The organism is Natrinema pallidum DSM 3751 (genome assembly GCF_000337615.1).
Classification (GTDB): domain Archaea; phylum Halobacteriota; class Halobacteria; order Halobacteriales; family Natrialbaceae; genus Natrinema; species Natrinema pallidum.
This window is the reverse complement of the sequence record NZ_AOII01000037.1, coordinates 68,336-90,341: the sequence shown is the minus strand read 5'-3', so window position 1 is coordinate 90,341 and position 22,006 is coordinate 68,336. Positions and strand designations below refer to the sequence as shown.

Annotated in this window: 23 protein-coding genes; 6 read left to right on the top strand and 17 right to left on the bottom strand. The window is 64.9% G+C overall.

Annotated elements, in window-relative coordinates:
- Window positions 1-8 precede the first annotated feature (8 nt).
- The 11 genes from C487_RS05625 to C487_RS05580 form a co-directional block, all read right to left on the bottom strand.
- Entirely contained in the window at window positions 9-812 is an 804-nt protein-coding gene (locus C487_RS05625; protein ID WP_006184725.1) for an ABC transporter permease, read from the bottom strand.
- A complete protein-coding gene (locus C487_RS05620) occupies window positions 805-1,725 on the bottom strand; it encodes an ABC transporter permease (RefSeq protein WP_006184724.1) in 921 nt (306 codons plus the stop codon). The genes C487_RS05625 and C487_RS05620 overlap by 8 nt, the downstream gene beginning before the upstream one ends.
- Window positions 1,726-1,727: 2 nt before the next feature.
- Window positions 1,728-2,873: an ABC transporter ATP-binding protein gene (locus C487_RS05615; protein WP_006184723.1), complete on the bottom strand. Its 1,146-nt coding sequence runs from the start codon at window positions 2,871-2,873 to the stop codon at window positions 1,728-1,730.
- Between the two features lie 17 nt (window positions 2,874-2,890).
- Window positions 2,891-4,036, bottom strand: coding sequence for an ABC transporter substrate-binding protein (locus C487_RS05610; protein WP_049907958.1), 1,146 nt, complete (start codon window positions 4,034-4,036; stop codon window positions 2,891-2,893).
- A gap of 233 nt (window positions 4,037-4,269) precedes the next feature.
- Window positions 4,270-4,944, bottom strand: a complete 675-nt coding sequence (gene bluB, locus C487_RS05605) for a 5,6-dimethylbenzimidazole synthase (protein ID WP_006184721.1) — start codon at window positions 4,942-4,944, stop codon at window positions 4,270-4,272.
- Between the two features lie 189 nt (window positions 4,945-5,133).
- Window positions 5,134-5,964 (bottom strand): endonuclease III domain-containing protein, encoded by an 831-nt coding sequence (locus C487_RS05600; protein ID WP_049907963.1) that lies wholly within the window; start codon window positions 5,962-5,964, stop codon window positions 5,134-5,136.
- Between the two features lie 101 nt (window positions 5,965-6,065).
- Window positions 6,066-6,479, bottom strand: a complete 414-nt coding sequence (locus C487_RS05595; protein ID WP_006184719.1) for a DUF371 domain-containing protein — start codon at window positions 6,477-6,479, stop codon at window positions 6,066-6,068.
- A 239-nt stretch (window positions 6,480-6,718) separates the two neighbouring features.
- On the bottom strand, window positions 6,719-7,087 hold the full coding sequence (locus C487_RS05590) for a hypothetical protein (protein WP_006184718.1): 369 nt from the start codon (window positions 7,085-7,087) through the stop codon (window positions 6,719-6,721).
- 69 nt (window positions 7,088-7,156) lie between these two features.
- Window positions 7,157-8,500 carry an alkaline phosphatase family protein gene (locus C487_RS05585; RefSeq protein WP_006184717.1) on the bottom strand — a complete coding sequence of 448 codons (1,344 nt, stop codon included), beginning with the start codon at window positions 8,498-8,500 and terminating at the stop codon, window positions 7,157-7,159.
- Window positions 8,501-8,684: 184 nt separating this feature from the next.
- Window positions 8,685-8,819, bottom strand: a complete 135-nt coding sequence (locus C487_RS21670) for a hypothetical protein (protein WP_006184716.1) — start codon at window positions 8,817-8,819, stop codon at window positions 8,685-8,687.
- 141 nt (window positions 8,820-8,960) lie between these two features.
- Window positions 8,961-9,491, bottom strand: a complete 531-nt coding sequence (locus tag C487_RS05580; protein WP_006184715.1) for an inorganic diphosphatase — start codon at window positions 9,489-9,491, stop codon at window positions 8,961-8,963.
- A 204-nt stretch (window positions 9,492-9,695) separates the two neighbouring features.
- On the opposite strand from C487_RS05580, the gene C487_RS05575 reads away from it, so the two are divergent.
- The gene (locus C487_RS05575; RefSeq protein WP_006184714.1) at window positions 9,696-10,055 is read left to right on the top strand and encodes a PadR family transcriptional regulator; all 360 of its coding nucleotides are present in this window, start codon (window positions 9,696-9,698) and stop codon (window positions 10,053-10,055) included.
- On the opposite strand, the gene C487_RS05570 is transcribed toward C487_RS05575, so the two are convergent.
- Window positions 10,052-10,687: a DUF7108 family protein gene (locus C487_RS05570; RefSeq protein ID WP_006184713.1), complete on the bottom strand. Its 636-nt coding sequence runs from the start codon at window positions 10,685-10,687 to the stop codon at window positions 10,052-10,054. The genes C487_RS05575 and C487_RS05570 overlap by 4 nt on opposite strands.
- 320 nt (window positions 10,688-11,007) lie before the next feature.
- A complete protein-coding gene (gene rnhA / locus C487_RS05565) occupies window positions 11,008-11,601 on the bottom strand; it encodes a ribonuclease HI (RefSeq protein ID WP_006184712.1) in 594 nt (197 codons plus the stop codon).
- A 162-nt stretch (window positions 11,602-11,763) separates the two neighbouring features.
- On the opposite strand from rnhA, the gene C487_RS05560 reads away from it, so the two are divergent.
- The gene (locus tag C487_RS05560) at window positions 11,764-12,726 is read left to right on the top strand and encodes a transcription initiation factor IIB (RefSeq protein ID WP_006184711.1); all 963 of its coding nucleotides are present in this window, start codon (window positions 11,764-11,766) and stop codon (window positions 12,724-12,726) included.
- Between the two features lie 231 nt (window positions 12,727-12,957).
- Here C487_RS05560 and gfcR read toward each other — a convergent pair whose 3' ends face one another.
- Together gfcR and C487_RS05550 are read right to left on the bottom strand one after the other, a co-directional pair.
- Window positions 12,958-13,611 (bottom strand): transcriptional regulator GfcR, encoded by a 654-nt coding sequence (gfcR, locus tag C487_RS05555; RefSeq protein WP_006184710.1) that lies wholly within the window; start codon window positions 13,609-13,611, stop codon window positions 12,958-12,960.
- The gene (locus tag C487_RS05550; RefSeq protein ID WP_006184709.1) at window positions 13,608-14,732 is read right to left on the bottom strand and encodes a glucose 1-dehydrogenase; all 1,125 of its coding nucleotides are present in this window, start codon (window positions 14,730-14,732) and stop codon (window positions 13,608-13,610) included. Before C487_RS05550 ends, gfcR begins: the two co-directional genes overlap by 4 nt.
- Before the next feature lie 162 nt (window positions 14,733-14,894).
- Here C487_RS05550 and C487_RS05545 point away from each other — a divergent pair, with 162 nt between their 5' ends.
- Both C487_RS05545 and C487_RS05540 read left to right on the top strand, forming a co-directional pair.
- Window positions 14,895-16,208, top strand: coding sequence for an HAD family hydrolase (locus tag C487_RS05545; RefSeq protein ID WP_006184708.1), 1,314 nt, complete (start codon window positions 14,895-14,897; stop codon window positions 16,206-16,208).
- A gap of 201 nt (window positions 16,209-16,409) precedes the next feature.
- Complete coding sequence (locus tag C487_RS05540; RefSeq protein WP_006184707.1) at window positions 16,410-17,090, top strand: helix-turn-helix domain-containing protein; 681 nt, start codon at window positions 16,410-16,412, stop codon at window positions 17,088-17,090.
- A gap of 62 nt (window positions 17,091-17,152) precedes the next feature.
- Here C487_RS05540 and C487_RS05535 read toward each other — a convergent pair whose 3' ends face one another.
- The gene (locus C487_RS05535; protein WP_006184706.1) at window positions 17,153-19,927 is read right to left on the bottom strand and encodes a type IV pilin N-terminal domain-containing protein; all 2,775 of its coding nucleotides are present in this window, start codon (window positions 19,925-19,927) and stop codon (window positions 17,153-17,155) included.
- A gap of 163 nt (window positions 19,928-20,090) precedes the next feature.
- Between C487_RS05535 and C487_RS05530 the strand changes: the two genes are divergently transcribed.
- A complete protein-coding gene (locus C487_RS05530) occupies window positions 20,091-20,630 on the top strand; it encodes an HAD family hydrolase (RefSeq protein ID WP_049907962.1) in 540 nt (179 codons plus the stop codon).
- 29 nt (window positions 20,631-20,659) lie between these two features.
- On the opposite strand, the gene C487_RS05525 is transcribed toward C487_RS05530, so the two are convergent.
- Window positions 20,660-20,893, bottom strand: coding sequence for a DUF5822 domain-containing protein (locus C487_RS05525; RefSeq protein ID WP_006184704.1), 234 nt, complete (start codon window positions 20,891-20,893; stop codon window positions 20,660-20,662).
- 129 nt (window positions 20,894-21,022) lie between these two features.
- Here C487_RS05525 and panB point away from each other — a divergent pair, with 129 nt between their 5' ends.
- On the top strand, window positions 21,023-21,835 hold the full coding sequence (gene panB / locus C487_RS05520) for a 3-methyl-2-oxobutanoate hydroxymethyltransferase (RefSeq protein ID WP_006184703.1): 813 nt from the start codon (window positions 21,023-21,025) through the stop codon (window positions 21,833-21,835).
- Window positions 21,836-22,006: the final 171 nt, after the last annotated feature.

Genomic DNA, 22,006 nt, shown 5'->3' with positions numbered 1-22,006 from the left:
ATGGCCGATCAGGAGAGCTGTTTCGAGAGCCACTCGATGTTCGTCGCGATCGTCGCGATCACGATGCCGACCACCGAGATGAGGATGAGAAACGTCGATACGACGCTGACCATCGGATCGAGCGACTGTCGCAGCGCTTTCCAGGCCACGACCGGGATCGTTTGCGTGCTGTGATTCGAGAGGAACAGGGCCATCACGAACTCCTGAAGGCTGACGATGAACGCGAGCAGTGCGCCGACGAAGATTCCGTGTTTGACGTTCGGGAGGACGGCGTAGACGAACGACTGAATGGGGCCCGCACCGAGGTCGCGCGCCGCATCGAGCAGTTGCCAGTCGAACCGACTGAACACCGACCGCATCACGAAGTAGACGAGCGGCGTCGCCCACAGCGTATGTGCGAGGATGATGCTCAGGTACGAGGCGTCCATCCCGACCCTGACGAAGTAGACGCGCATCGAGATGCCGAGGATGATCGGCGGGATCAACAGCGGTACGAGGACGAGCGGCGCGAGTAGCTGTCCGGCACGGCCGTCGTCGAGCTCGTGCCCGAAGGCGGCCGTGACGCCCAGCGTCGTCGCGACGACCGTCGTCCCGACCCCGACGAGGAGGCTGTTGTCGAACGCCGAGAGCCAGCGTGTCTCCGCGAAGAACGCGCGATAGTGACCCAGCGAGTAGGTCTCGGGCGGGAAGAGCAACTGTCCCGATTCTTCGAATGAGGTCACGACGACCACGACGAGCGGCAACAGCATGAACGCCAGCATCGCCAGGTACCCCGCACGGAACAGGGCGTTCTCGATAGCCTCTCTATGCATACTCGACCTCACCCCCGAAGCGGCCGAGCACGACGGTCAGAACGGCGACGCTCGCGAGCATCAGCACCAGCATGACGACCGAGTACGCAGTCGCGATCTCCCAGTCGAGGTTCGATAGCAACCGCTGCTCGACTTCGATGGCGAACGCCAGGTCCCGACTGCCGAGAAGCCCCGGTGCAGCGTACGCGCCGACGCTCCAGGCGAACGAGATCACCGTCGCGACGAGAATGCCGGGCATCGCTTGCGGGACGACGACCTCGACGAACGATCGCGGACGGCTCGCGCCGAGGTCGCGGGCGGCTTCGACGAGCCCCCAATCCATCGTCGAGAGGACGCTGTAGATCGCCAGCACGGCGTAGGGGAGGACGATGTATATCTGGCCGACGAGTACGCCCACCGTCCCGGGCGCGAACTGGATCGGCTCCGAGACGAGATTCAACGTCAGGAGGACGTCATTGAGCGTTCCGTTCGGTGAGAGGAGCGGCCGGAACGCGTACGTCTTGATAACGAGCGTCGTCAGGAGCGGCAGGACCACCGAGAACAGCAGCGCCGATTTGAGCGCCCCCTCGGCTCGCCAGATCGCGTAGGCGTAGAACAACGCGATCACGACCGTGATCGCCGTGGCAGCCAGCCCCAGTTTGAACGAATAGATGATGGGGTCGAGCAACACGCCGTTAGTGAACACCTCAACGTACCCATCAAGCGACCACGTCCCGGCCGCGTACCGGAGATCAGGCGCTCCTTCCATGAGACTGATCCGAAGCAGGATCAGGAACGGGGCGACGAAGAGGAGCAACTCAAAGACCAACAACGGAGCCATCAACAACAGCGCCCGTTTCGAGCGCGACCGCTCAAGGAGCGGTTCCCAGAGCCGAGCGACCGGTGCCGGCAGCGACGATTGCGTTCCGGTCATCGTTACAGGTCGACCCTCGAGCCGTCGTCGCGGAACGCAAGGAGGTCCGCGCCGTCCCAGTCGATTCGAATCTCGTCACCGGCGTCGAACGCGCTGCCGTCGCCGACGGTGCGCTCGACGAAGACCGTGGTCCCGTTGACGACGACGGAGTAGCGAACCGTCGACCCCCGGTAGAGCACGTTCTCGATCGTCCCGACGACGGCGTTCGTCGTGCTCCCGTCGGCGCGAACGGCCCCGGACGACTCCGCGTCGTCGGACGCCGCCGACACCGGTTCGACGGAGAGGACCTCCGGACGGAGCGAGAGCGTCACCGCATCGCCCGCCTCGAGCGCGGTCGCATCGGCGGCCGCCGTCGGGAGGCCGACGGTCCGTCCCAGTTCGGTCTCGACGCGGACGGTGTCCGGTGTCGTCCGCTCGACGGTCCCCTCGACGAAGTTCGTATCGCCGAGGAACCCCTCGATAAATCTGTTTTTGGGGTTCTGGTAGACCTCGTTCGGCTCGCCGACCTGGACGAGGGTCCCGTCCGCCATGATGCCGATCCGATCGGCGAGGGTAAAGGCCTCGTCCTGGTCGTGTGTCACGTGGACGAAAGTCTCCTCGAGTTCCGCGTGGATTTCGCGGAGTTCGATCTGCATGTCCTCGCTGAGTCGCTTGTCGAGGTTCGACAGCGGCTCGTCGAGTAACAACACGTCGGGGTTGACGGCGAGCGAGCGCGCGAGCGCGACACGCTGTTTCTGGCCGCCGCTCAGGTTCATCGGATCGTCGTCGGCGTACTCCGCCATTCGAACGCGCTCGAGCATCTCGCGGGCCCGGTCGTGGCGGTCCTCCTTCCCGACACCCTGCATCTTCAGCCCGAAGGCGACGTTCTCGAGGACGGTCTTGTTGGGAAAGAGGGCCCAGTCCTGAAACACCGTGGCGGTGGTGCGTTCGTAGGCCGGGCGATCGGTTACGTCCTCGTCGCCGATGCGTATGTCGCCGTCGGTCGGCGTTTCGAGGCCGGCGAGCATCCGCAGCGTCGTGGATTTGCCGCTCCCGCTGGGCCCGAGCAGACAGAGCAGTTCGCCGTCGTCGATCGTCACCGAGACGTCCTCGACGGCGAGTTCGTCCCCGTACCGCTTCTCGAGTCCGGAAAGCGTGATTTCAGACATAACTGTGGTTCGCGAGCTTAGGAACTCCGCTGTATCTCGGTGAACTCGTCGGAGAGGTCGTCGCTGTACTCCGCGAGGAACTCCCAGTCCGGGAAGGCGATGCGTTTCGCTTCCTCGCTGTTGCTCGGTAGATCCGCGGCCAGATCGCCAGCGTATTCGGTGTTCTCGTTGCAAAACAGCGTCGGCATCTCCGCCGACCAGGCGGTCTGGACCTCGGCGTCCATGAGGAAGTTGATGAACTCTTCAGCCTGGTCGCGCTTGTCGGTGCCCTTGACGACACACCAGTGGTTCAGGTAGCCGGTCGTCTCCTCCGGCATCGTGTGAGTCAGGCCGTCGTAGTCTTCGATGTCGTACGCCGTCTGCTCGTAATACCACTGCGCGACATCGATGACGTCGTTTTGGAAGGCCTGCCAGATGTCCTCTCCGGAGCTCGCCCAGCTCTCGATCGGCCAGTTCCGAACCGTCTCGAGGACGTCGTCATGGCGAGCAGCATCGTGCATCTCCTCGCCGAGCGGCGCGTCGTCCATCCCGACGGCGGCGGCGTACATGGGATACCACCAGAAGCCGGTGTCGACGCCGACACCGTTGCTCTCCTGAACGGCAGCCGAGGAGAGGTCGGCCCAGGAGTCCGGCTCGAACCCCATGTCCTCGCGGTGAATAATGGTACAGGGAGCGCCATCGACCGGCAGCCCGTACTTCGTAGGCCGGAACTCCGCGTAGTAATCGATGAGTTCGTTCACGTTCGGGACGTTCTCCGTTCGAATCTCGTGGAAGAGATCGTCCTGACGGCCGAGATAGTAGAAGTTCCCTTCCGTGATCGTGACGTCGTACGGCGGATCGCCGTCCGGTGCCGTCTGAATGTTGGTGAGGATATCGTTCCAGCCGCGCTGGATTTCGACCGTCGCGTCGAACTCGTCTTCGTATCTCGAGACGACCGATTCCTCGAATCGATCGGCGTAGTTGCCGCTCCAGACGCTGACGCGGAGCGGATCGCCGCCGCTGGAGAGCAGTTCCGTACAGCCGGCGAGAGCGATCGCCGATCCGGCCGCCGTCGCCGACAACACCCGTCGGCGCGAGGTTGCGGGCCGCGCCCGCTCGTTTTCCGACGGTGACTCCGACTCGCACTCGCTCGTCTCTGCAACCCGATCTGGGCCTGCAGGCATTGGTACCCCGGGTCTACCCCGATTCCGACATATAACCGTTGTGAAGTCACGAAGACGTGTTACGGACGCTCACAACGGCTCGAACCCACCGGCCGAAGCGGGAGCCGTCGATCCGAAGACCGGGGACCGATGTGGGACGAAACGACATGTCGCAGTCGTATCTTCGGGGTCGGCCCCGTCCGCAACTCGAGTGGACGACTCGGACGCCCACCCGCCGATTCGGCCGGGGTGGGCTACGAACGAGTGGTCGGCTCCCGGTGGGCCGCGTCCCACTGCTCTTCGTGGACGAGCTGCTCCACCTCGAGCCGGTCGCGCCACCCTTCCTGTTGGAGGACCGGCTCCTCCGGAAATCCGTCCTCCGGGTATCCGAGACAGAGGTACGCGATCGGCTTGACGTGCAGTGGGATGTCGAGGATTTCCTGAACCTCGGAGGGGTAGAGGACGCTCACCCACCCGACGCCGACGCCTTCCGCGCGGGCGGCCAGCCAGAGGTTCTGGACGGCGAGGCACGTCGAGTACACGTCCGTGCGCTTCATCGAACTGCGGCCCAACACGTGGGGCGCGCCCCGCGTCGGATCACAGGTCACGCAGACGTTGACCGGCGACTCGCGGATGCCCTCGAGTTTCAGATCGGCGAACTCGGATCGGCGCGGTTCCTCGTACCCCTCGCGGGCAGCGGCGATCGCGCGCTCTGCGATCGCAGCGATGTCGTTTTTCGTCCCCTCGTCTTTGACGACGACGAGGTCCCAGGGCTGTGAGAAGCCAACGCTCGGCGCGTGATGTGCCGCCTCGATGAGCCGCTCGAGAACCTCGTCGGGAATCGGCTCGTCCCGAAACCGCCGGATGTCCCGACGGGCGTAGATCGCTTTGTAGACCGCCTCCCGTTCAGCGGGCGTGAATGCAACCATTATTGTAATCGCTAAAGCGCGCTTGTATGAAGGCGACGATCGTTCGCGGACCGGTCCCGCCCAGCCGGGGGCGTCACGACGGCGTCGCCGGTCTCGGGATGCGGACGGGCCGCGGTACCGGGTTTCGACCACTCGGACGGATCGTGGCCGCCGGCACCGATCACCGGCCATCCGTCCCACGACGCTCGATCAGTCGTTCGCCTCGGTCGCCGCCGACGTTTCGGCCGGATCGACGACCTCGCCGGTCGCCGGGAAGACGCCGACCTGCTCGCATACGTCGGCCATCGGGCAGGCGTCGGGGTCCTCGAGACAGGCCGGCTTGCGTGCCCGGCAGTACTCGCGGCCGAACTGGATCGTCGCGGTGTGTCCGAAGCCACACTTGGCTGCGGGAACGTCACGCTCGAGGACCTCGCGAACCGCTTCGTGGTCCGCGTCGGGTGGTGCGATCCCCATGCGCCGATAGATGCGATGGACGTGCGTGTCGACGGGGAAAACGCCGCCGCGACCGCCGGCGAACAGCAGGACGCAATCGGCGGTCTTCGGCCCGACGCCGCGGACCGAAAGGAGCGTCTCGCGAACGACCGACGGCTCCTCGTCTTTGACGAAGGTATCGAACGCCGACGCGGAGCCGAACTCCTCGAGCACCCACTCGGCGGTATCGATCAGCGTCTCGGACTTCTGGTTGTACAGCCCGGCCCCGCTGATCGTTTCCGCGAGTGTCGCTCGCTCGGCGCTCGCGAGCGATTCGGCGAGGTCCACGTCTGGCCCCCCATATCTGTCGAGCAGTGCGTCGTGGGCCGGCTGACTCGCCTTGTCGCTGGTGTTCTGGCTCAGGATCGTTCGGACGAGACAGGTGAAGGCGTCCCGGCCGCCGTACTCCTTCTGCCAGAACAACTCTCCCAGTCGATCGACGACCGCCTCCGCGCGGGTTGCCGCGGTCGCCGGATCGAACTCGACCGCCGAACCGCCGCCCGTCGCACCGCCGCTGATGTTGACTTCGGGCTCCGGATCGTCGCTCATATCGTCGCGTTGGGCCCACGACATCAAAACTGCGACGGACTGCCGACGGCCGCCGATTTTCCAGGGCTCGAGTCGGTCGGTCGAATCCGTGGCGGCAGCGTCTATTCGACGGTGATCGTCACCGTCGCCGCGGCACCGTCGGCCAGCGCGTCGACGAGGTCGCGATCGAACCCGTCGGCCGCGAACTCGGCACCGTTCACGATCGTCCGGTCGTCGACGTACTCGCTCGTCCGGCCGACCGCGCTTCGCTCGTTGGTGAACTCGAGGTCGGGATCGCCGCGGCCCGTCACGGACTCCGTGTGGCCACCGGCCTCGATCGTGACCGTAATCGTCGCATCGGCGTCCCGGCAGGCAGCGACGAAGTCGGGATCGAAGTCCGCCGGCGCACGATCGGCCTCGATCGCGAGGATGCAGTCGCCCGCGGGGGTGAGGTAGTCGTCGGTCGTCACTTCGAAGGTACTCGCATGCTCGGCGCTGACGTGCTCATGGCCGCGAGCGTGGATGATCTCTTCCATGGCCGTCGGTTCGGTGCCGAGCGGAAAACGCCCTCGAATCCGGCTCGGCTCCTCGTGTGCTGCCAACTCGCAACCCGCGAGTCGATCGGTCGGGTTGGAATCGGCTCCGCCAGTGATCCGCGTCGGAGCGCCTACGGTGCGGGCGGGACCGCCTATCGCCGCAGCTGACAGTCATTTTATACCTGATCACACGACAGCGTTGCGATCAGTGTGTCAACCGTTTCAGTTGCGACTATCGCTCACGAGCCGGACCGATAGCCGGCCCGAAACGCCCGCACGCCGGCCCCGAGCAGGTTCCCGATCACGACGCACACCAGGAGTACGATGAACCCTGTTCCCCAGTCCGCGTGCAGCGAGTCGCGGACGAGACCGACGAGGACCGCGATCGCGGCACCGGCGACTGCGAGGATTGCCAGTCCGAGTTGGAGCGGAGAACGGCTCGTTCTGTAGAGTAGATACTGCGGGAGTCCGATACCGACTGCCAGATAGAGACCGATACCGGCCGGGGTAACGCCCAGGATCGCGGCGCTCTCGGTGATGGCGCTTACGAGCCCGGCCAGCAGAACCGCCACGCCCAGACAGCCGGCGACCACGACCCAGCGTTTCATACGAAACCGTTCACATCGAAACTGAAGCGTGTTGTGGTGGCCGTGGAATCGACCGCGATGTCTCGAGGGCTAGAGCAGGCTCGCGCCGTCGAAGTCGCCGCGGCTGTACTCGATGTCCATCAGATCGAGGATCGTCGGCGTGATGTCGAAGAGATCGGCGTTGTCGATCGTCGCGTCGGGGTGGTCGATGTACAGCGACGTATCGTCGAAGCTGTGCATCCCGTTTCGCGGCCCGGTATCGAAGACCTCCGCATCACCCTTGAAGCCGGATTTGAGGTCGAAGCCGTTGTTCGGAATCGCGACCAGGTCCGGTGCGATATCGTCGTGATCGCCGCGGAAGGCCGCTTCCTTTTCGACGACGCGATCGACGACCGGGTTGCCGTCGGGCCCCTCGAGCGCCTCGAGGGCGGCCTTGAGTTCGTCGCGGACCGCGTCGTACTCGTCTTCGGGGACGGTACCGCGCGGTTCGCGTCCCTCGAGGTTGATATAGAAGCGGCCGGGGATGAACGAGTAGGCCGTCGTATCGTCGGCAATGTCGTTCAGTTCCTCGGGGTCGTCGGTTCGGAAAGAGAGCCACCCCTCCTCTCGGAGCCACTCGTTGAAATGAACCTCGTAGTCGAGGCTGGTAAAGCCGTGATCGGAGGCGACGATCATGGTGACGTCGTCCGGCAGCGACTCTCGAAGGCGGCCGATGTACTCGTCGACTTTCTTGTAGAACTCGATGAACGCCTCCTTGTTCTCGCCGTCGCGCTCGTAATCCTTGAACAGGAAGTGGTTGACCCGGTCGGTGGTCATGAAGACGCCGAAGAACAGGTCCCAGTCGTCCTCCTCGATGTAGTGTTTGAAGGCCTCGAACTGGGCGTCGATCGTGGCGTGAGCGTCCTCGATGAACTCCGCTTTGTCGTCCTGGTGGCCGAGTTTCGGGTTGACGTCGATCCGATAATCGAGCGTCTCGAGGTAGTCGCGGACATCGTCGGGATAGGCGGCCTTGTCGAGGCCGGGCGAGAGGAACCCGGAGACCATCCGCTGGATGTCGCGCTGGGGCGGGAACGTGACGGGGACGTTCATTACGGTCGCCTTGCGCCCGGTCTCCTGCACGCGGTCCCAGACGCGCTCGGCCTGGACATCACGGCCCATCGGAACGTAGGTGTCGTAGGTGCCGATCTCCCGGTCCTGGAAGCCGTAAACGCCCGTCTCGCCGGGGTTCATCCCGGTCGTCAGCGACGGCCAGCAGGCGCTGGATTCCGGCGGGACGATGCTCGAGATCTCCTCGGCGGTCCCGTCGGCAGCGAGCGCAGCAAAGTTCGGGAACAGTTCCTCGTTCTCCGAGAGGAGACTATACGGCACGCCGTCGACCCCGATAAATGCGACCCGGGGATCGCCGTCGCCCCGTAATCGGTCGAACAGACCCATGGGCGGACGTAGTTCGACCGCATACAAGAAGGTTCGTTTCGAGACAGTGTTTTGCGAACGGCTGAGACTCCGTCGGTTGATTTACCGCGCACTCGCCACGGATCACGGTGACGGGGTATCGACCGACGTGAACGGCGGACGAGTCCGTGAGCGATCGCGGACCGCCGCACGAACTCGAGGCGGGCTACGAGTCGCGTTCGCTCGCGTCCTCGGGATCGAAGTTGGCCGGAACGACCGTGGGGTGGGCCATGCCGACGGCGGATTCGGCCCCGTTGTCGGCCGACGATGCCGTTCGCGGACCGGAATCGGATGCTGCCATACGGGAACGGCTACGGCGGGGACGGGGATAAAATTACCCATGCTCATAACGAATCGGCCGGCCGGCCGCGGATAACTCTCGGGTATCAGTTCGCGGCGGCGATAGCAGACGATTGCGGGCCGTGAATACGGCGGGTCCCGCTTAGAAGTGCTCGTCGTAGAGTTCCTGGGCGTGCTCGATCGCGTCGTAGGCGGCCTGTTTGTCCTCCCAGCCCTGGGTCTCGACTTCCTTGCCCTCCTCCAAGTTCTTGTAGGTCGCGAAGAACTCGTCGATCTCGTCGAGTTGCTGCTGGGGGATATCGTCGAGGTCCTCGATGTGATCGTAACGCGGGTCCTCGCTGGGAACTGCGATGACCTTGTCGTCTTGCTCGCCGTCGTCGTCCATCTTCATCAGCGCGACCGGGCGCGCTTCGATGACACAGCCGGGGAACGTCTGATCCTCGACGAGGACGAGCACATCGAAGGGGTCCTCGTCGTCGTAGTACGATTGCGGGATGAACCCGTAGTCGCTCGGATAGTGGACGTTGCTGTGGAGCACGCGGTCGAGGACGACGCCGGGGACGTCCTTGTCGTACTCGTACTTGTTGCGCTCGCCCTTGAGACACTCCACGACGGCGTAGATCTCTTCTGGCGGATTCGGTCCGGTCTCGAGGTCTTCCCAGAGGTTGACCATGTACCTGAGAGTCCACGGTCGATCAAAAAGTACTTTCGTAATCGAGTGTCACCATCTACGTGACGGTTGCCAGAAATCAAACAGACACGAATCGGGCACCAACACCAGTGTCCGGCGATGTTGCGTCGGTAGCGTGTTGTACTACCGACTGATACGAAGGATTAGTTGACAAGTCTTAAATAGTCTGGTGACATTTACACACGTATGTCAGAGGCACAATCAATCACCGGCGAGCAGAGTATTGCACGCGAACTCACGGCCTTCCAGAACAACATCCTCGTCATCCTGGCCAAAGAGCCGATGTACGGCCTGGCGATCAAGCGGGAACTCGAGGACTACTACGGGACGGAGGTCAACCACGGCCGACTCTACCCCAACCTCGACGAACTCGTCGATCTGGGGCTGGTCGAGAAAAGCGAACTCGACAAGCGAACCAACCAGTATTCCCTGACCGACGACGGCTACGACGCCGTCCTCGACGGCATCACGTGGTCCCTCTCGAAGGTCGTCACGGGCGACGACCGCGCCGACGAGATCCGCGAGATCGTCGACGAAAGCTACTAGAACTGGATCTCCGGGACCGGCTCGTCCGCCGTCTCGAAGACCAGTTTCGTCGACTCCGCCAACACTTCCCGTTGTTTTTCCGACGGCCACGCGTTTCGGACCACGTACTCCGTTCCGAACTCCGCGAGTTCCGCGCTCGTCAGCGAGTCCATGGGCTTCGCGTAGTGGTTGCCGGCAAAGTCGGCGAGCAACGCCGCATTGTCGCCGTGAACGTCGCCGTGGGCTTCCCTGACCGCCGCGACGAGGTCGCGATTGTAGTCGTCGACCGACTCCCAGTCGTCCGGGTCCGCGGTCCCCTCGAGCGGAATCTCGACCGCGCGGTCGATATCCTCGATGCGGTCGGTCCGGATGATGCCGTCCTCGTGCCACGCCTCGGGATGGCACACGAGTACGTCGTCGCCGTCGTCGTCGCGGATGCGGGCGGTGAAATCGTGATCGTCGAGCAACTCGTCGCGCCGCTCCTCGTAGGCCGCGATTTCGTTCTCGTCGACCGCGGTGCGCTCGAGTCGCGTCAGCCGTTCGACTTCGTCGACGACCCCACGGGGAAGGTCCCCAGCGGTCGGGTCGGTGGTGGCGTCTCGGTTCTGCTCGCCGGCCGCACCGTCGGCGTCGATCGCGTTCGGATCGGTCATAGGGGAGTGTATGGACGCGGGCGGGTTTCCGCTTGCCGGTCCGCGTTGTCGGTGGGCGCGCTCGAGTCGCCTGCTGCGGGGGTGAGAATGGAACGGGCCAACCGAGAGTGAACGCGTCGACAAAGCGTGTCCAGCTATCGTGGCACCACGGAGGAGCCACGCCCTCCCCAACCGATTCGCTCACTCACGCTGTTCGTTCGCTCATCCCTCGCACAGTGTCATCGGCCGGCCTCACTATCGTTCGGCCGACCGACAGTGCGCGCCACTGCACGTCGGTCGCTCGAGCCGGACGATACGTCGGTCGGCTGTACTGCGCGAATTTAGGCCTGATCCAGCGCCTCGTTCACAAGGCCGTCCGCGCGGTCGTTGACCTCGCGAGGGACGTACTCGAGGGTCCACTCGTCGAACCCGCGGAGCAGTTCGTGGACGGTCACGCGCTTCTCGCGGAGGTCGGGGTCGTTGGTGTCGTACTCGCCGCGGACCTGTTTGACGATGAGTTCGGAGTCGCCCCGGACGTGGACCTCGTCGTAGTCGTAGTCGCGAGCGGCCTCGAGACCCGTGATCAGGGCCTCGTACTCGGCCTGGTTGTTCGTCGCCGTCCCGATCGTCTCGCCGCCTTCGGCGACGATGCCGTCGCCGGTGACGATCACCCAGCCGATCGCGGCCGGACCGGGATTGCCCCGAGAGCCGCCGTCGAAGTAGACGTGGGCGCGACCGCCGCCCTCGCGGAGCAGCGCCTCGATGTCACGCGGGTCCGACCCCTGGATGACGATCTTGTCATCGTACGCGACCGCGGTCGCGCCGCCGCGACTCGCTCGCCAGCGCTCGTGGTCAGTGTTGCCCGAATCGACGGTCACGCCCGCCGACTCGAGTCGGTCGCGAGCCGCCTCGACGTCGCACTCGATGACCGGCATTCGTCTCCGTGATCGGCCAGTCCCGGATAAAGTCGTTCCGGTTTCGGATCGTAAACCTCGACTTTCAACCGTTCTCCTGGGCGTTTTCGGCGGATAAGCTGTAGTGTCCGAAATACCTTACCCAACATTTATATAGCGTGGTGATACTACTATAAAAGTGCGATGACACGGTCCACCCGCCAGCGGGAGCGAACGCGCGAGACGGACGAGACCGAGGATCAGGAGGGGGTACGTGCCTGCCCCGAGTGTGAATCGGATAATCTCGTTAAGGACTCCGACCGGGGTGAGCTCATCTGTGAAGATTGTGGGCTCGTCGTGGAGGAAGAACAGATCGATCCCGGCCCGGAGTGGCGGGCGTTCAACCACCAGGAACGACAGGAGAAGTCCCGCGTCGGCGCGCCGACGACCCAGACGATGCACGACAAGGGACTGACGACGACCATCGACTGGAAGGACAAGGACGCCTACGGCCGCTCTATTTCGTCGAAGAAGCGGAGTCAGATGCACCGGCTCCGCAAGTGGCAGGAACGCATTCGAACGAAAGACGCCGGCGAACGTAATCTCCAGTTCGCACTCAGCGAAATCGATCGGATGGCCTCCGCGCTCGGTGTTCCGCGATCCGTCCGCGAGGTCGCGTCGGTCATCTACCGGCGCGCGCTCAAGGAAGACCTCATCCGCGGGCGCTCGATCGAGGGCGTCGCGACCTCCGCGCTGTACGCCGCCTGTCGCAAGGAAGGGATCCCGCGAAGTCTCGAGGAAATCTCGGAAGTCTCCCGCGTCGAACGCAAAGAAATCGGTCGCACGTATCGATACATCTCGCAGGAACTCGGCCTCGAGATGCGACCCGTCGACCCGAAAAAGTACGTCCCGCGCTTCTGTTCTGAACTCGAACTGTCCGAGGAAGTCCAGACCAAGGCCAACGAGATCATCGAGAAAACGGCCGAGGAAGGATTGCTGTCGGGCAAGTCACCGACCGGCTACGCCGCCGCCGCGATCTACGCCGCGTCGCTGCTTTGCAACGAGAAGAAGACCCAACGCGAGGTCGCCGATGTCGCACAGGTGACCGAGGTGACGATCCGGAACCGGTATCAAGAGCAGATCGAAGCGATGGGCATTCACGGTTAGGGCCTCGCCGTTTCGGAGCGGTCATTTTTCCCGCGAGTGTCGGCCGGCCAGCCGCCGCACGCGGGGCGTTCTCGCTCGAGCGACAGATGGACGTGTCACTCGAGTCGGCCCGCCGCTGGCCGGGAGAAGGACGCCCGATCGCGTCGGGAGGAGCCACCGAACGCCACCGCACACCAGATCGCACGACGGCTGTGCGATCGGTGTGAGTCGTCCGCTCGTGGGATGTACCGACTACTCGTCCTTGCCGACGCTGATGACCTGCAACAGCGAGTAGACCGGGACGCCGTCGAGTTCCTCGAGTCCTTGCTTATCCGCGAGGACGACACAGGCCAGCGGTTTACCGCCCTCGGCGCGGATCGCCTCGATGGTCTCACGCATGGTGGTGCCGCTGGTGATGGTGTCGTCGACGATGTAACACTCGCGGTCGCGGATGCCGGCGAAGTTCCGGCTGAACGTCCCGCCGAGTTCCTCGATGTCGCCTTCCTCCCACTGGTGTTTGGCGGGGGTGTAGGTTCCGAGGTCGGTCTCGAGTTCACGCGCGACGAGAGTGGCGATGGGACCGCCGGCTTTCTCGATACCGATCGTCAGGTCGATGTCCTCGCCGTGTTTGGCGAGCATGTCGGCCATTGCCGAGGCGATGGCGTTCATTCGCTTGCTGTCCCGGCCGATCGCGGACCAGTCGACGTGGATGTCCTGTGGCCCGGTGCCACCGCTTGCCGGCGGGCTAGATGCCTGCTCGGTCGACTGAGCGGGCGTGCTGCTGCGCTCGACGAGCCAGCTGGCGGTCTCCCGGGAGACGTTCAGCTCGTCCGCGATTTCGCCCTTCGAGAGGCCGCGGGCCGCGAGCTCGGCCGCACTCTCGATGAGGTCGTCAACGTTTTTCATATGTCCTCGAATTCGATCGCCGTTTTTATAGTCGTATCGTCATCCGGACTCGCCGTCGAGCCGCCGCCGGCCGCCGCGACGGGTGCGGTCACCTCCGGAAACGCCCGCTCGAGGGCCGCGAGGTCGTAGACCCCGGAGACGATCTCCGTGAGCACCCAGTCGGGAAGCGCGGAAAGGGTATCGATGGCCGCCTCGAAGTGTCCGCGATTCGAGTTGACGCTGCCGACGAGCGCCTTGTTCGAGAGCACGAGTTCGCGGTGGAGGTGCCCGCCGTCGACCTCGAACGTCCAATCGCCGGGGACGCCCAGCAGGGCGGCGACGCCGTTGGGAGCCAGCGCTTCGATCGCCTCGAACGCGTGTTTCGCGTGGCCGGTCGCCTCGTAGACGAGATCCATCGGTTCGTAGGCGGCGGGGATCTCGGAGACCGGCGTCTCCCGGGAATCGATGTACGTCGCGCCGAGCCGATCGACGATATCGATCGTCGGATGCGGCCGGTCCTTTCGGCCGAGACAGTACACGCGGTCGTACTCGAGGGTCTCCGTGAGCATCGCGGCGGTCAACAGTCCCAGCGAACCGGTCCCGAGGACGAGCGCGGACGCGGGCCGCCAGTCGAACGCCGAGCGGGTCGCGCGGGCGTGTTCGATCGCCTTTTCGGTGATGCTGATCGGTTCGACGAGAAAGCCCATCGGAGCCAGGTCGGCCGGGATCGGAACGAGGCAGTCGGCCGGACTCGTCACGAACTCGGCCATGAACCCGTGGGCCCCGACGATCCCGCGTTCGACGTACTCGCCGTCCGGTGCCATATCGGGCTCACCGCGTTCGAAGTACGCGTTCGTCTCGACGCCCGGCGGCGGTCGTCGAACCGTCGGGACGACGTACTGGCCCTCCTCGAGGGCCGTTCCGTTCGCGTCCGCGACGATGCCGACGGCCTCGTGGCCGAGAATCAGGCGATCGTCGCCGTCGGGGACGCTGCCGTGGGTTCCGTCGATGACTTCGTAATCGGTCCCGTCGACGCCCACGCGGCAGATCCGAACGAGCGCCTCGCCGGGAGACGGAGCGGGAACGGGCCGCTCGACGACTTCCGGGACGCCCGCTCCGGGCGTAACTGCGATGGCTTTCATATGACCCCAGTAGGAACCATGATGATAAATATTTATTCCTTCCCGAGTAAATACCCCATAGGTGATGACAGGACTGTCACCAATGCACGAACGGATCGAACGCCCATCCCGACGCGACCATCACTGGAAACGGTTAACCGCCTGCCCATGCCTGTAGGCCACATGGAACGATACGACCTCGTCTATCAGCTTTACGACGAGTACGACACGAAGACGTTACGGGAGTTCCAGGAGTTCGTCGACGTCTTTCCCGCCGTCGACTCGCGGGTCGCTCTCGAGCACTGGCAGGAGGCGACCGAGCAACTCGAGGAGCGCAAGGACGAGATCCGCTCGTCGTTCGCGGCCGGGGAGACGTTCGCTGAGATCGCCGCGCGGGCGACCCGCGATCAGGCCTTTACGGCGCTCGATCTCGAGGCGAAGTACGGCCGGGCGGTTAACGTCCTCGTGTTAGACGTCGACGAAACGCTGCGGTCCGCAGGCGGGACGGACAACGAGATCCCGCGGGACACGCTGCACATGCTGACGGAGTTCTACGACGCCGGCATCCCGATCGTCATCTGTACGGGTCAGACCCTGGAAAACGTCAAGGGCTTTGCGATCCAGGGACTCGGCAGCGAAATCGTCCATTCGGGGTCCCTCTCGATCGTCTACGAAGCGGGGACGGGCGTGTTCACCCCCGGACACGGCGCACAGACGAAGCAGTTGCTCTACGAGGACCTCGAGGAGTCGATCCGGACGGTCTTCGACGACGTTCGCTCGCGGGTCCTGCCCGAAGCGCCCGAGGACCTCCGTCGCGGCTGTCACCTCCAGGGCAACGAGTTCAACGTCACGATGAAACCCAACTACGAAACCGGCTCGGCCGACGCCCGGGAGATCATCGACGAGGCGCTGGTCTATCTCATCGACCTGCTCGCCGATGCCGTCGGGACGACGCTCGAGGCGGACGGGAGCGACGCGGGCGATGCGGGCAGCGGGACGGCGGGTGACGGTGCGAACGGCGGGACGGAACTGGCGGGCGAGACGGTCGCGGACTGGACCCGCGCCTTCTACGCCGCGCAGGACCCCGAAATCAGGGCCGTGCTCGAGGGCGAAGGTGCGTATCCGGCCCTCGACGCCGCGGACGTTCCCGACTCCCTCGCGGCCGTCCTCGATCGCATCGACGTCGCCTACTACGAGGCCGACGCGGCCGAGATCGGCAGCCTCGAACTCAACAAGGTCGTCGGCGTCGAACGCGCGCTCGACGTCCTCGGCGTCGACGACCCGTTCGCGCTCGTGATGGGAGACTCCAAGAGCGATCTCCGGGTCATGGAGTGGGCCGCCGACAACGACGCCGGCATCGCCGCCGCCCCGGAACACGCCTCGCAGGATACCCTGGAACACGTCCTCGAGACGGACGAACTCGTCTTCGATCGCGGCAAGAGCGTCGACGTGCTCCAGACGGCGTACGCGCTCAACCGACTGGCTCGTCTCGGGTGACGTGGCCACTTAAACTGCCGGAATACAAAAGCCGTCTCATCAACCGTATTCGAGTCCTCCCTTCTATCAGCACGACCCGGACGACCACGATCGACGACGCGAGCGGATCGACTGGATACTGCTGAGACGAGTCCATGTCCCGCTCCGACAGCGGTCTCGGCGGCCGACTGGACTCGAGTACGCGTTCCGAGGTGACTCCCAATGACGACGATCGCAGAACTCTCGCTTTCGACGGACGAGTTCGCACTCGCAGAGACCGTCCAACAACTCCCGGCTCTCGAGGTCCGCGTCGAGAGCGTCGTCGCGGAGGGGCCGGTCCGAACGGTGCCGCTCGTCTGGTTCTCGAACGTTGACCGCGCCGATCTCGAGGCAACCCTCGAAACGGACCCGACCGTCGACGAGTATCGCCGACTACTCGCCGATACCGAGGCCGGCGACCTGTTCTACCGGCTTACGTACACCGAGGCGGTCGCGTCGGTCTGTCGGTGCGTCTACACCCACGGCGGCACAGTACTCGACGCGCAGGTATCGGACGGGCGGTGGACGCTTCGGCTGCTCTTTCCCCGTCGCGAGGAACTCTCGACTGCCGTCTCGGACATCGAGGAGCAGGGCGTCCGCATCGATGTCAGGCGCATGGTCGAGGCCGGCCAGGACGAGGCCCTCGAGACGACGGCCGCGCTGACCGAGCCTCAGCGGGAGGCCATCGCCGAGGCCTACCGACAGGGCTACTACGACGTTCCGCGAGAGATATCGCTCGAGGAACTCGCGAACGAACTCGACATCTCCCACCAGGCCCTTTCCGAGCGGCTCCGCCGGGCGAACCGCGTGCTCGCGGGCGAGCAGTTGGACGACCCGACGGGCGAAATGGCGACGCTGGACTGACGACGAACGGAGCCGATACGGAAGCGAGCTGAAGCGAGGGACCGGTTCGATCCGGACGGGCGCTACTCGTCGATCCGTTCGTGACTGATCGTCTGTCGTTCTCCGAACACGACCGCGACCATTTGCGGCTCCCGATCACTGTCGACATCGATCGTCGTGGTATCACCTTTCGAAACCGTCTCCTGCTCCTCCCAGCCGCGCGGCTCGAGACCGGAGGGCTCGACGACGACACCGAGGTCGGCGGCGTCGATCTCGTCACCGCCCGCGTGTTCGACGGTTACCGTTTCCTCCTCGGCGTCGTATTCGATGTCGAAATCGGCGTCGGGGAGGACGACGTGATCGGTGACCTCGTATGGGTCATCGGGAGCGACCCATTCGACGGTGACCTCGGTTCCGGCATCGAAGCGCCCCAGTTCGATCTCGTCGTCGGTCGTCAGCGTATCGTACCGATCGGCCGGCTGGACGTCGCTCGGTTCTCCGTCGACTCGGAATTCGAAGGCACCGGCGTCGCGGTCGTCTTCCCCGCGGTAGACGGCGACGAGCCCGTTCGCCCGATCCTCGAGCGTAAACGTCCGTCGCGGAGCCGGCGTGAAATGGTAAATAGATAGACTGGATGTGAAGTTATATCCCTTCTGAACCAGCATAACGGTGATTCGGTCATCGGCCGCCACGTCGTCGATCACCACGCTGTCGCCCGTAGTCAGCGTGTCGTACTCTCCGGAGAAGGGGTTGAAGTCCTCCCGGTCGTCGGACCGAGGCCGATCACCGCTGGTGTAGTCGATCGACAGCACCGACGGGTCGGCCGGTTGCTCGCCCGTGTAGACGAGTTCGACCGTCTCGGCGTCGGGATCGTAGGTGGCATCGAGCGACTCCGGACCGACGAACGTCCGACCCAGAACGTCTTCGGTGTCTTCGGGACCCGTCCAGACGAGTTTGACCACCGCGAACGGAGTGACGGCCGTGCTGAGGTCATCACCGGGTGCGAACGTCTCGTATTCGTCGGCCGGCTGCCGGTCCGCGGGCTCGGTGTTGATCCGTAGCTCGAGGTCGTCGGCGGGGATTTCCTCTCCGTCCGTGTAGTCGGCAACGGCCGTCCCGTCCTCGTCGTCGTACGTGATATCGACGCGTGCGTGGGGGCGGAGGACCCGCTCTTCGATGACGGACGGGTCGTCGGGCTCGAGCCACTCGACGGCGACGGTAGTGCCGTGGGGGACCTCGCCGAACTCGAGTTCGGTATCCGACGAGAGGGTCTCGGCTCGATCGGCGAACTGTACGTCGGCGGGTTCGTCGTCGAACAGCAGGCGAAAGTCGTCGGCGTCGCGTTCCTGATCGCCGTGGTACCGCACGACGAGGGTCCCCTCGTGGCGACGGAGGGACAGCCGCGGCGGCCGAACGCGGACGTGAGCCAGCGACTGCTGTCCGCGGTTCGGGTTGGGCGGTGCCGTCAATTCGAGGGAGACCCGATCGCCGTAAGTAACGTCGTCGACTGTGATCGTATCGCCGCGAGTGAGCGATCCCGACACGTCCGTCACGGCCGACCGGTCCGTGTCAGGCCGTCGGTCATTCCGGTATTCGTCGCTTTGTCGGTGGACCACCTCGAGACGGTCCGGATCGGCCGCGAGGTCCCCGTCGTACGTGATCTCCGCGGTCTCCGTCGCGGCGTCGTAGCTCGACTCGAACGACTCCGATCCGACGAGCGTCCGATCGTAATAGTAGTAGACGTCCTCGCTCTCGTCGATCCATCGGAGTCCGACGTCGGCGATCGGCCCGGTTTCGAGTTCGACGGTATCGCCCTCGGAAAACGAGTCTCGATCGTCGGCGAGTTGCACGTCCGCGAGTTCGCCGTCGACCCACACCTCGAGATCGGCGGTATCGACCGATTCGCCGCCGACGTGTTCGATGGTCGCGAGCCCGTCGTCCGCGTGCGAACGAACGCGGATGCGTGCGTCGGGTGCCGCATCGCGGTCGCGTTCGGGCGGCTGGTCGATGACCGCGTCGACGTGGACGAACGCGCCCTCCCGAGTGACCGTCGTTTCGACGACCTCGCCCTGTTCGAAGCGCTCGAGGCGCTCGGTGATCCAGTCGTCGTCGACAGCGGCGTCCGATGCGGGTTCGAAGACGTACTCCGACTCGACGGTTCCCGAACCCGTTTCCCGGGGCTGATCGAATCCGACGGCGAGTGATGCGACTCCGTCGGTGAACTCGAGGTGGCGTGCCTTATCGAGGTTGGGAAGAAAGACGACGTAGTTCGAACCCGCGAGCCGTTCGAAGACTGGTGCAGTCGCCTCGGGATCGACCAAGACGGTGTCCGTCTCGCCGGTGGCGGCGTCGACAACCGTCTCGGCGATGTCGGTCGGATCCCGCTCGGAGACCGAGACGACGACGAGACGCCCGTCGGCGGACGCGAACGCGGCATCACTGTCGAGGGTTCCGATCCGCCACTCACCGCGTTCGACAGCGTCGCCGGATGTCAGCCGGCCGAACGAGCCGGACGCGGCGCTGATCCCGAAGTCATCGTCCCCCGCAACCACCGAAACCGCCGCGGAAACCGCGTCGGTATCGAACTCGCCGTCGATCTCGTCGGCGTGTTCCGAGATGTGCCGAGTCAGATATTCGAATTCGGACCCGTCAGTCTCACCGACGCGGGCGTAATGAAGGCGGCGATAGGTCGTGTCGAGGGCTGACTCTGCGGGGAGCAGTTCAAGGAGGCTCTCGGGATCGGCCGACAGCCCCGACTGGCTGGCGTCGGCGGCGTCGTCTGCGACCGCGCCCGCGTATCCGGAGAGAGCAACGGCCGCGGCGGTTCCGCTTCCGACGAGCAGTTCGCGTCTTCGCATGCCCGATCGTTCAGTAGTTGCCTCCTTTAACCTTCTGAACTACTGAAACGTTCGCGCAATCATCGCATGTGAGTCGTTCGAGCGCCGGCGATCTGCCATCGAACCCTCGCTCGGCGGGGCCATGACCGACGTCCCTATTCTGCTGCCGCTCGTATCGGCGGCCATGACCGAGTACGACGCCATCGTCTACGATCTGGACGGCACGCTCGTGGACCTGGACGTCGACTGGAACGCCGTCGCCGTCGACGTCCGCACGGTGTACGACAACGCGAACGTCGAACCGCCGAGCGATGGCCTCTGGGACATGCTCGAGATCGCGGCCGAGGTCGGACTGGCCGCCGAGGTGGAGTCGGCCATCGCGGCCCACGAACACGACGGGGCGCGAACGTCGCGCCGCCTCGTCCGCGCCGACGAACTGCTCGCACGATCGCCGCCGGCCGGCGTCTGTTCGCTGAACTGCGAACGGGCGTGTCGGATCGCGCTCGAGGAACACGCGCTGACGATGGCGGTCGACGCCGTCGTCGGCCGCGATACGGTCGCGACGTGGAAGCCGGACCCGGAACCGCTGCTCGCGACCGTCCGCGAACTCGGAGCCGAACCCGAGCGGGCGCTGTTCGTCGGTGACTCCGCGCGGGACCGGCGGACCGCAGAACGGGCGGGGACCGACTTCGAGTACGTCGGCGATGGACCGTCCGGTGTCTGACGCCGATCCCGCTCGGGCGCTCGAGTCGACTACGTCTGGTTTCGTTTGGCGTACGCAAAGACGATGACCGACGTGACGAGCCAGACGGGAGCGCCGACCCGGATCGCGAACTCGACGCGGTCGGCCCACGTGGGGAGCGCTGTGGTCGCCGACAGGACGGCGACCAGCGGCGCTCCGACGAGGATGGTGGCGACGAACGTCGTTTGCATCACCCAGCCGTAATCGACCCCGTCGGGCGTGGTCGTTTCGACGCGTTCAGGCACGCGTGAGTATGACGACCGGTCCCTCTTAAGCGCGCCGGGTGTGCACGAAGGGAGGCACGAGGGCTATCGAGACGCTGGGTAGTCACCGAAGAACAACGACGTTTAATCGTGGGCATCCAATCTGTGAGTATGCCTAGCGTACGGGATCTCCGAGCGAAGGCTGGCGATGAACCGATCACGATGCTGACGGCCTACGACGCGCCAACGGCGGCGATCGTCGACGAGGCCGGCGTCGACGTTATTCTCGTCGGTGACAGCCTCGGGAACGCCAGTTTGGGCTACGAAACTACCCTTCCCGTGACCGTCGACGACATAGCTCGGCACACCGGCGCGGTCGCTCGCGCGACCGACGACGCCCTCGTCGTCGCCGACATGCCGTTCCTCTCGGTCGGCGTCGACGAAGCGGCGAGCCTCGAGAACGCGGGCCGGATGCTCAAAGAGGAAAACGCCCATGCGGTCAAACTCGAGTGCGGACCCCACACCGTCGATCTCACGGAGAAACTGGTCCAACTCGGAATTCCGGTGATGGCCCATCTGGGACTGACGCCCCAGCACGTCAACCAGTACGGCGGCTATCCCCGTCAGGGGACGGACCAGGAGGCCGCGGAACGCATCCTCGACCTGGCTGTGGCCCACGAGGACGCCGGCGCGTTCTCGCTGGTCCTGGAACACGTCCCGTCGAACCTCGCGGCGGACGTAACGGCGGCGCTGGACATCCCGACGATCGGCATCGGTGCCGGGCCGGACTGCGACGGGCAGGTGCTCGTGGTCGACGATGCGATCGGCCTCAGCGAGTGGTCACCCTCGTTCTCGAAGCAGTTCGGCGACGTCCGCGGGGAGATGGAGTCCGCGATCGGAGCGTACGTCTCGGCGGTCGAGTCCGGCGAGTTCCCCGCCGACGAACACAGCCACGAGGAGAGCGACCTCGAGGACATCTATTGAGCGGCCGCCGGTCGAGTGCCGCCCGGTCCCCTCGAGACGATGGCGTAGAGCCCGCCTCGAGATCGGCGACGCGATAGCGGCGCGTAGATCACTGCGACCACGGACTCGTTCGCCTTCCGGGTATGGGTGATGGGAGCTCGCCGTCCGCTCGCGGACCGCCGCGGCGACCGT

What these genes read in the sequence shown, in the direction of transcription:
- C487_RS05625 (WP_006184725.1), bottom strand. Translation starts at nt 812, where the DNA reads ATGCATAGAGAGGCTATCGAGAACGCCCTGTTCCGTGCGGGGTACCTG.
- C487_RS05620 (WP_006184724.1), bottom strand. Translation starts at nt 1,725, where the DNA reads ATGACCGGAACGCAATCGTCGCTGCCGGCACCGGTCGCTCGGCTCTGG.
- C487_RS05615 (WP_006184723.1), bottom strand. Translation starts at nt 2,873, where the DNA reads ATGTCTGAAATCACGCTTTCCGGACTCGAGAAGCGGTACGGGGACGAA.
- C487_RS05610 (WP_049907958.1), bottom strand. Translation starts at nt 4,036, where the DNA reads ATGCCTGCAGGCCCAGATCGGGTTGCAGAGACGAGCGAGTGCGAGTCG.
- bluB (WP_006184721.1), bottom strand. Translation starts at nt 4,944, where the DNA reads ATGGTTGCATTCACGCCCGCTGAACGGGAGGCGGTCTACAAAGCGATC.
- C487_RS05600 (WP_049907963.1), bottom strand. Translation starts at nt 5,964, where the DNA reads ATGAGCGACGATCCGGAGCCCGAAGTCAACATCAGCGGCGGTGCGACG.
- C487_RS05595 (WP_006184719.1), bottom strand. Translation starts at nt 6,479, where the DNA reads ATGGAAGAGATCATCCACGCTCGCGGCCATGAGCACGTCAGCGCCGAG.
- C487_RS05590 (WP_006184718.1), bottom strand. Translation starts at nt 7,087, where the DNA reads ATGAAACGCTGGGTCGTGGTCGCCGGCTGTCTGGGCGTGGCGGTTCTG.
- C487_RS05585 (WP_006184717.1), bottom strand. Translation starts at nt 8,500, where the DNA reads ATGGGTCTGTTCGACCGATTACGGGGCGACGGCGATCCCCGGGTCGCA.
- C487_RS21670 (WP_006184716.1), bottom strand. Translation starts at nt 8,819, where the DNA reads ATGGCAGCATCCGATTCCGGTCCGCGAACGGCATCGTCGGCCGACAAC.
- C487_RS05580 (WP_006184715.1), bottom strand. Translation starts at nt 9,491, where the DNA reads ATGGTCAACCTCTGGGAAGACCTCGAGACCGGACCGAATCCGCCAGAA.
- C487_RS05575 (WP_006184714.1), top strand. Translation starts at nt 9,696, where the DNA reads ATGTCAGAGGCACAATCAATCACCGGCGAGCAGAGTATTGCACGCGAA.
- C487_RS05570 (WP_006184713.1), bottom strand. Translation starts at nt 10,687, where the DNA reads ATGACCGATCCGAACGCGATCGACGCCGACGGTGCGGCCGGCGAGCAG.
- rnhA (WP_006184712.1), bottom strand. Translation starts at nt 11,601, where the DNA reads ATGCCGGTCATCGAGTGCGACGTCGAGGCGGCTCGCGACCGACTCGAG.
- C487_RS05560 (WP_006184711.1), top strand. Translation starts at nt 11,764, where the DNA reads ATGACACGGTCCACCCGCCAGCGGGAGCGAACGCGCGAGACGGACGAG.
- gfcR (WP_006184710.1), bottom strand. Translation starts at nt 13,611, where the DNA reads ATGAAAAACGTTGACGACCTCATCGAGAGTGCGGCCGAGCTCGCGGCC.
- C487_RS05550 (WP_006184709.1), bottom strand. Translation starts at nt 14,732, where the DNA reads ATGAAAGCCATCGCAGTTACGCCCGGAGCGGGCGTCCCGGAAGTCGTC.
- C487_RS05545 (WP_006184708.1), top strand. Translation starts at nt 14,895, where the DNA reads ATGGAACGATACGACCTCGTCTATCAGCTTTACGACGAGTACGACACG.
- C487_RS05540 (WP_006184707.1), top strand. Translation starts at nt 16,410, where the DNA reads ATGACGACGATCGCAGAACTCTCGCTTTCGACGGACGAGTTCGCACTC.
- C487_RS05535 (WP_006184706.1), bottom strand. Translation starts at nt 19,927, where the DNA reads ATGCGAAGACGCGAACTGCTCGTCGGAAGCGGAACCGCCGCGGCCGTT.
- C487_RS05530 (WP_049907962.1), top strand. Translation starts at nt 20,091, where the DNA reads ATGACCGAGTACGACGCCATCGTCTACGATCTGGACGGCACGCTCGTG.
- panB (WP_006184703.1), top strand. Translation starts at nt 21,023, where the DNA reads ATGCCTAGCGTACGGGATCTCCGAGCGAAGGCTGGCGATGAACCGATC.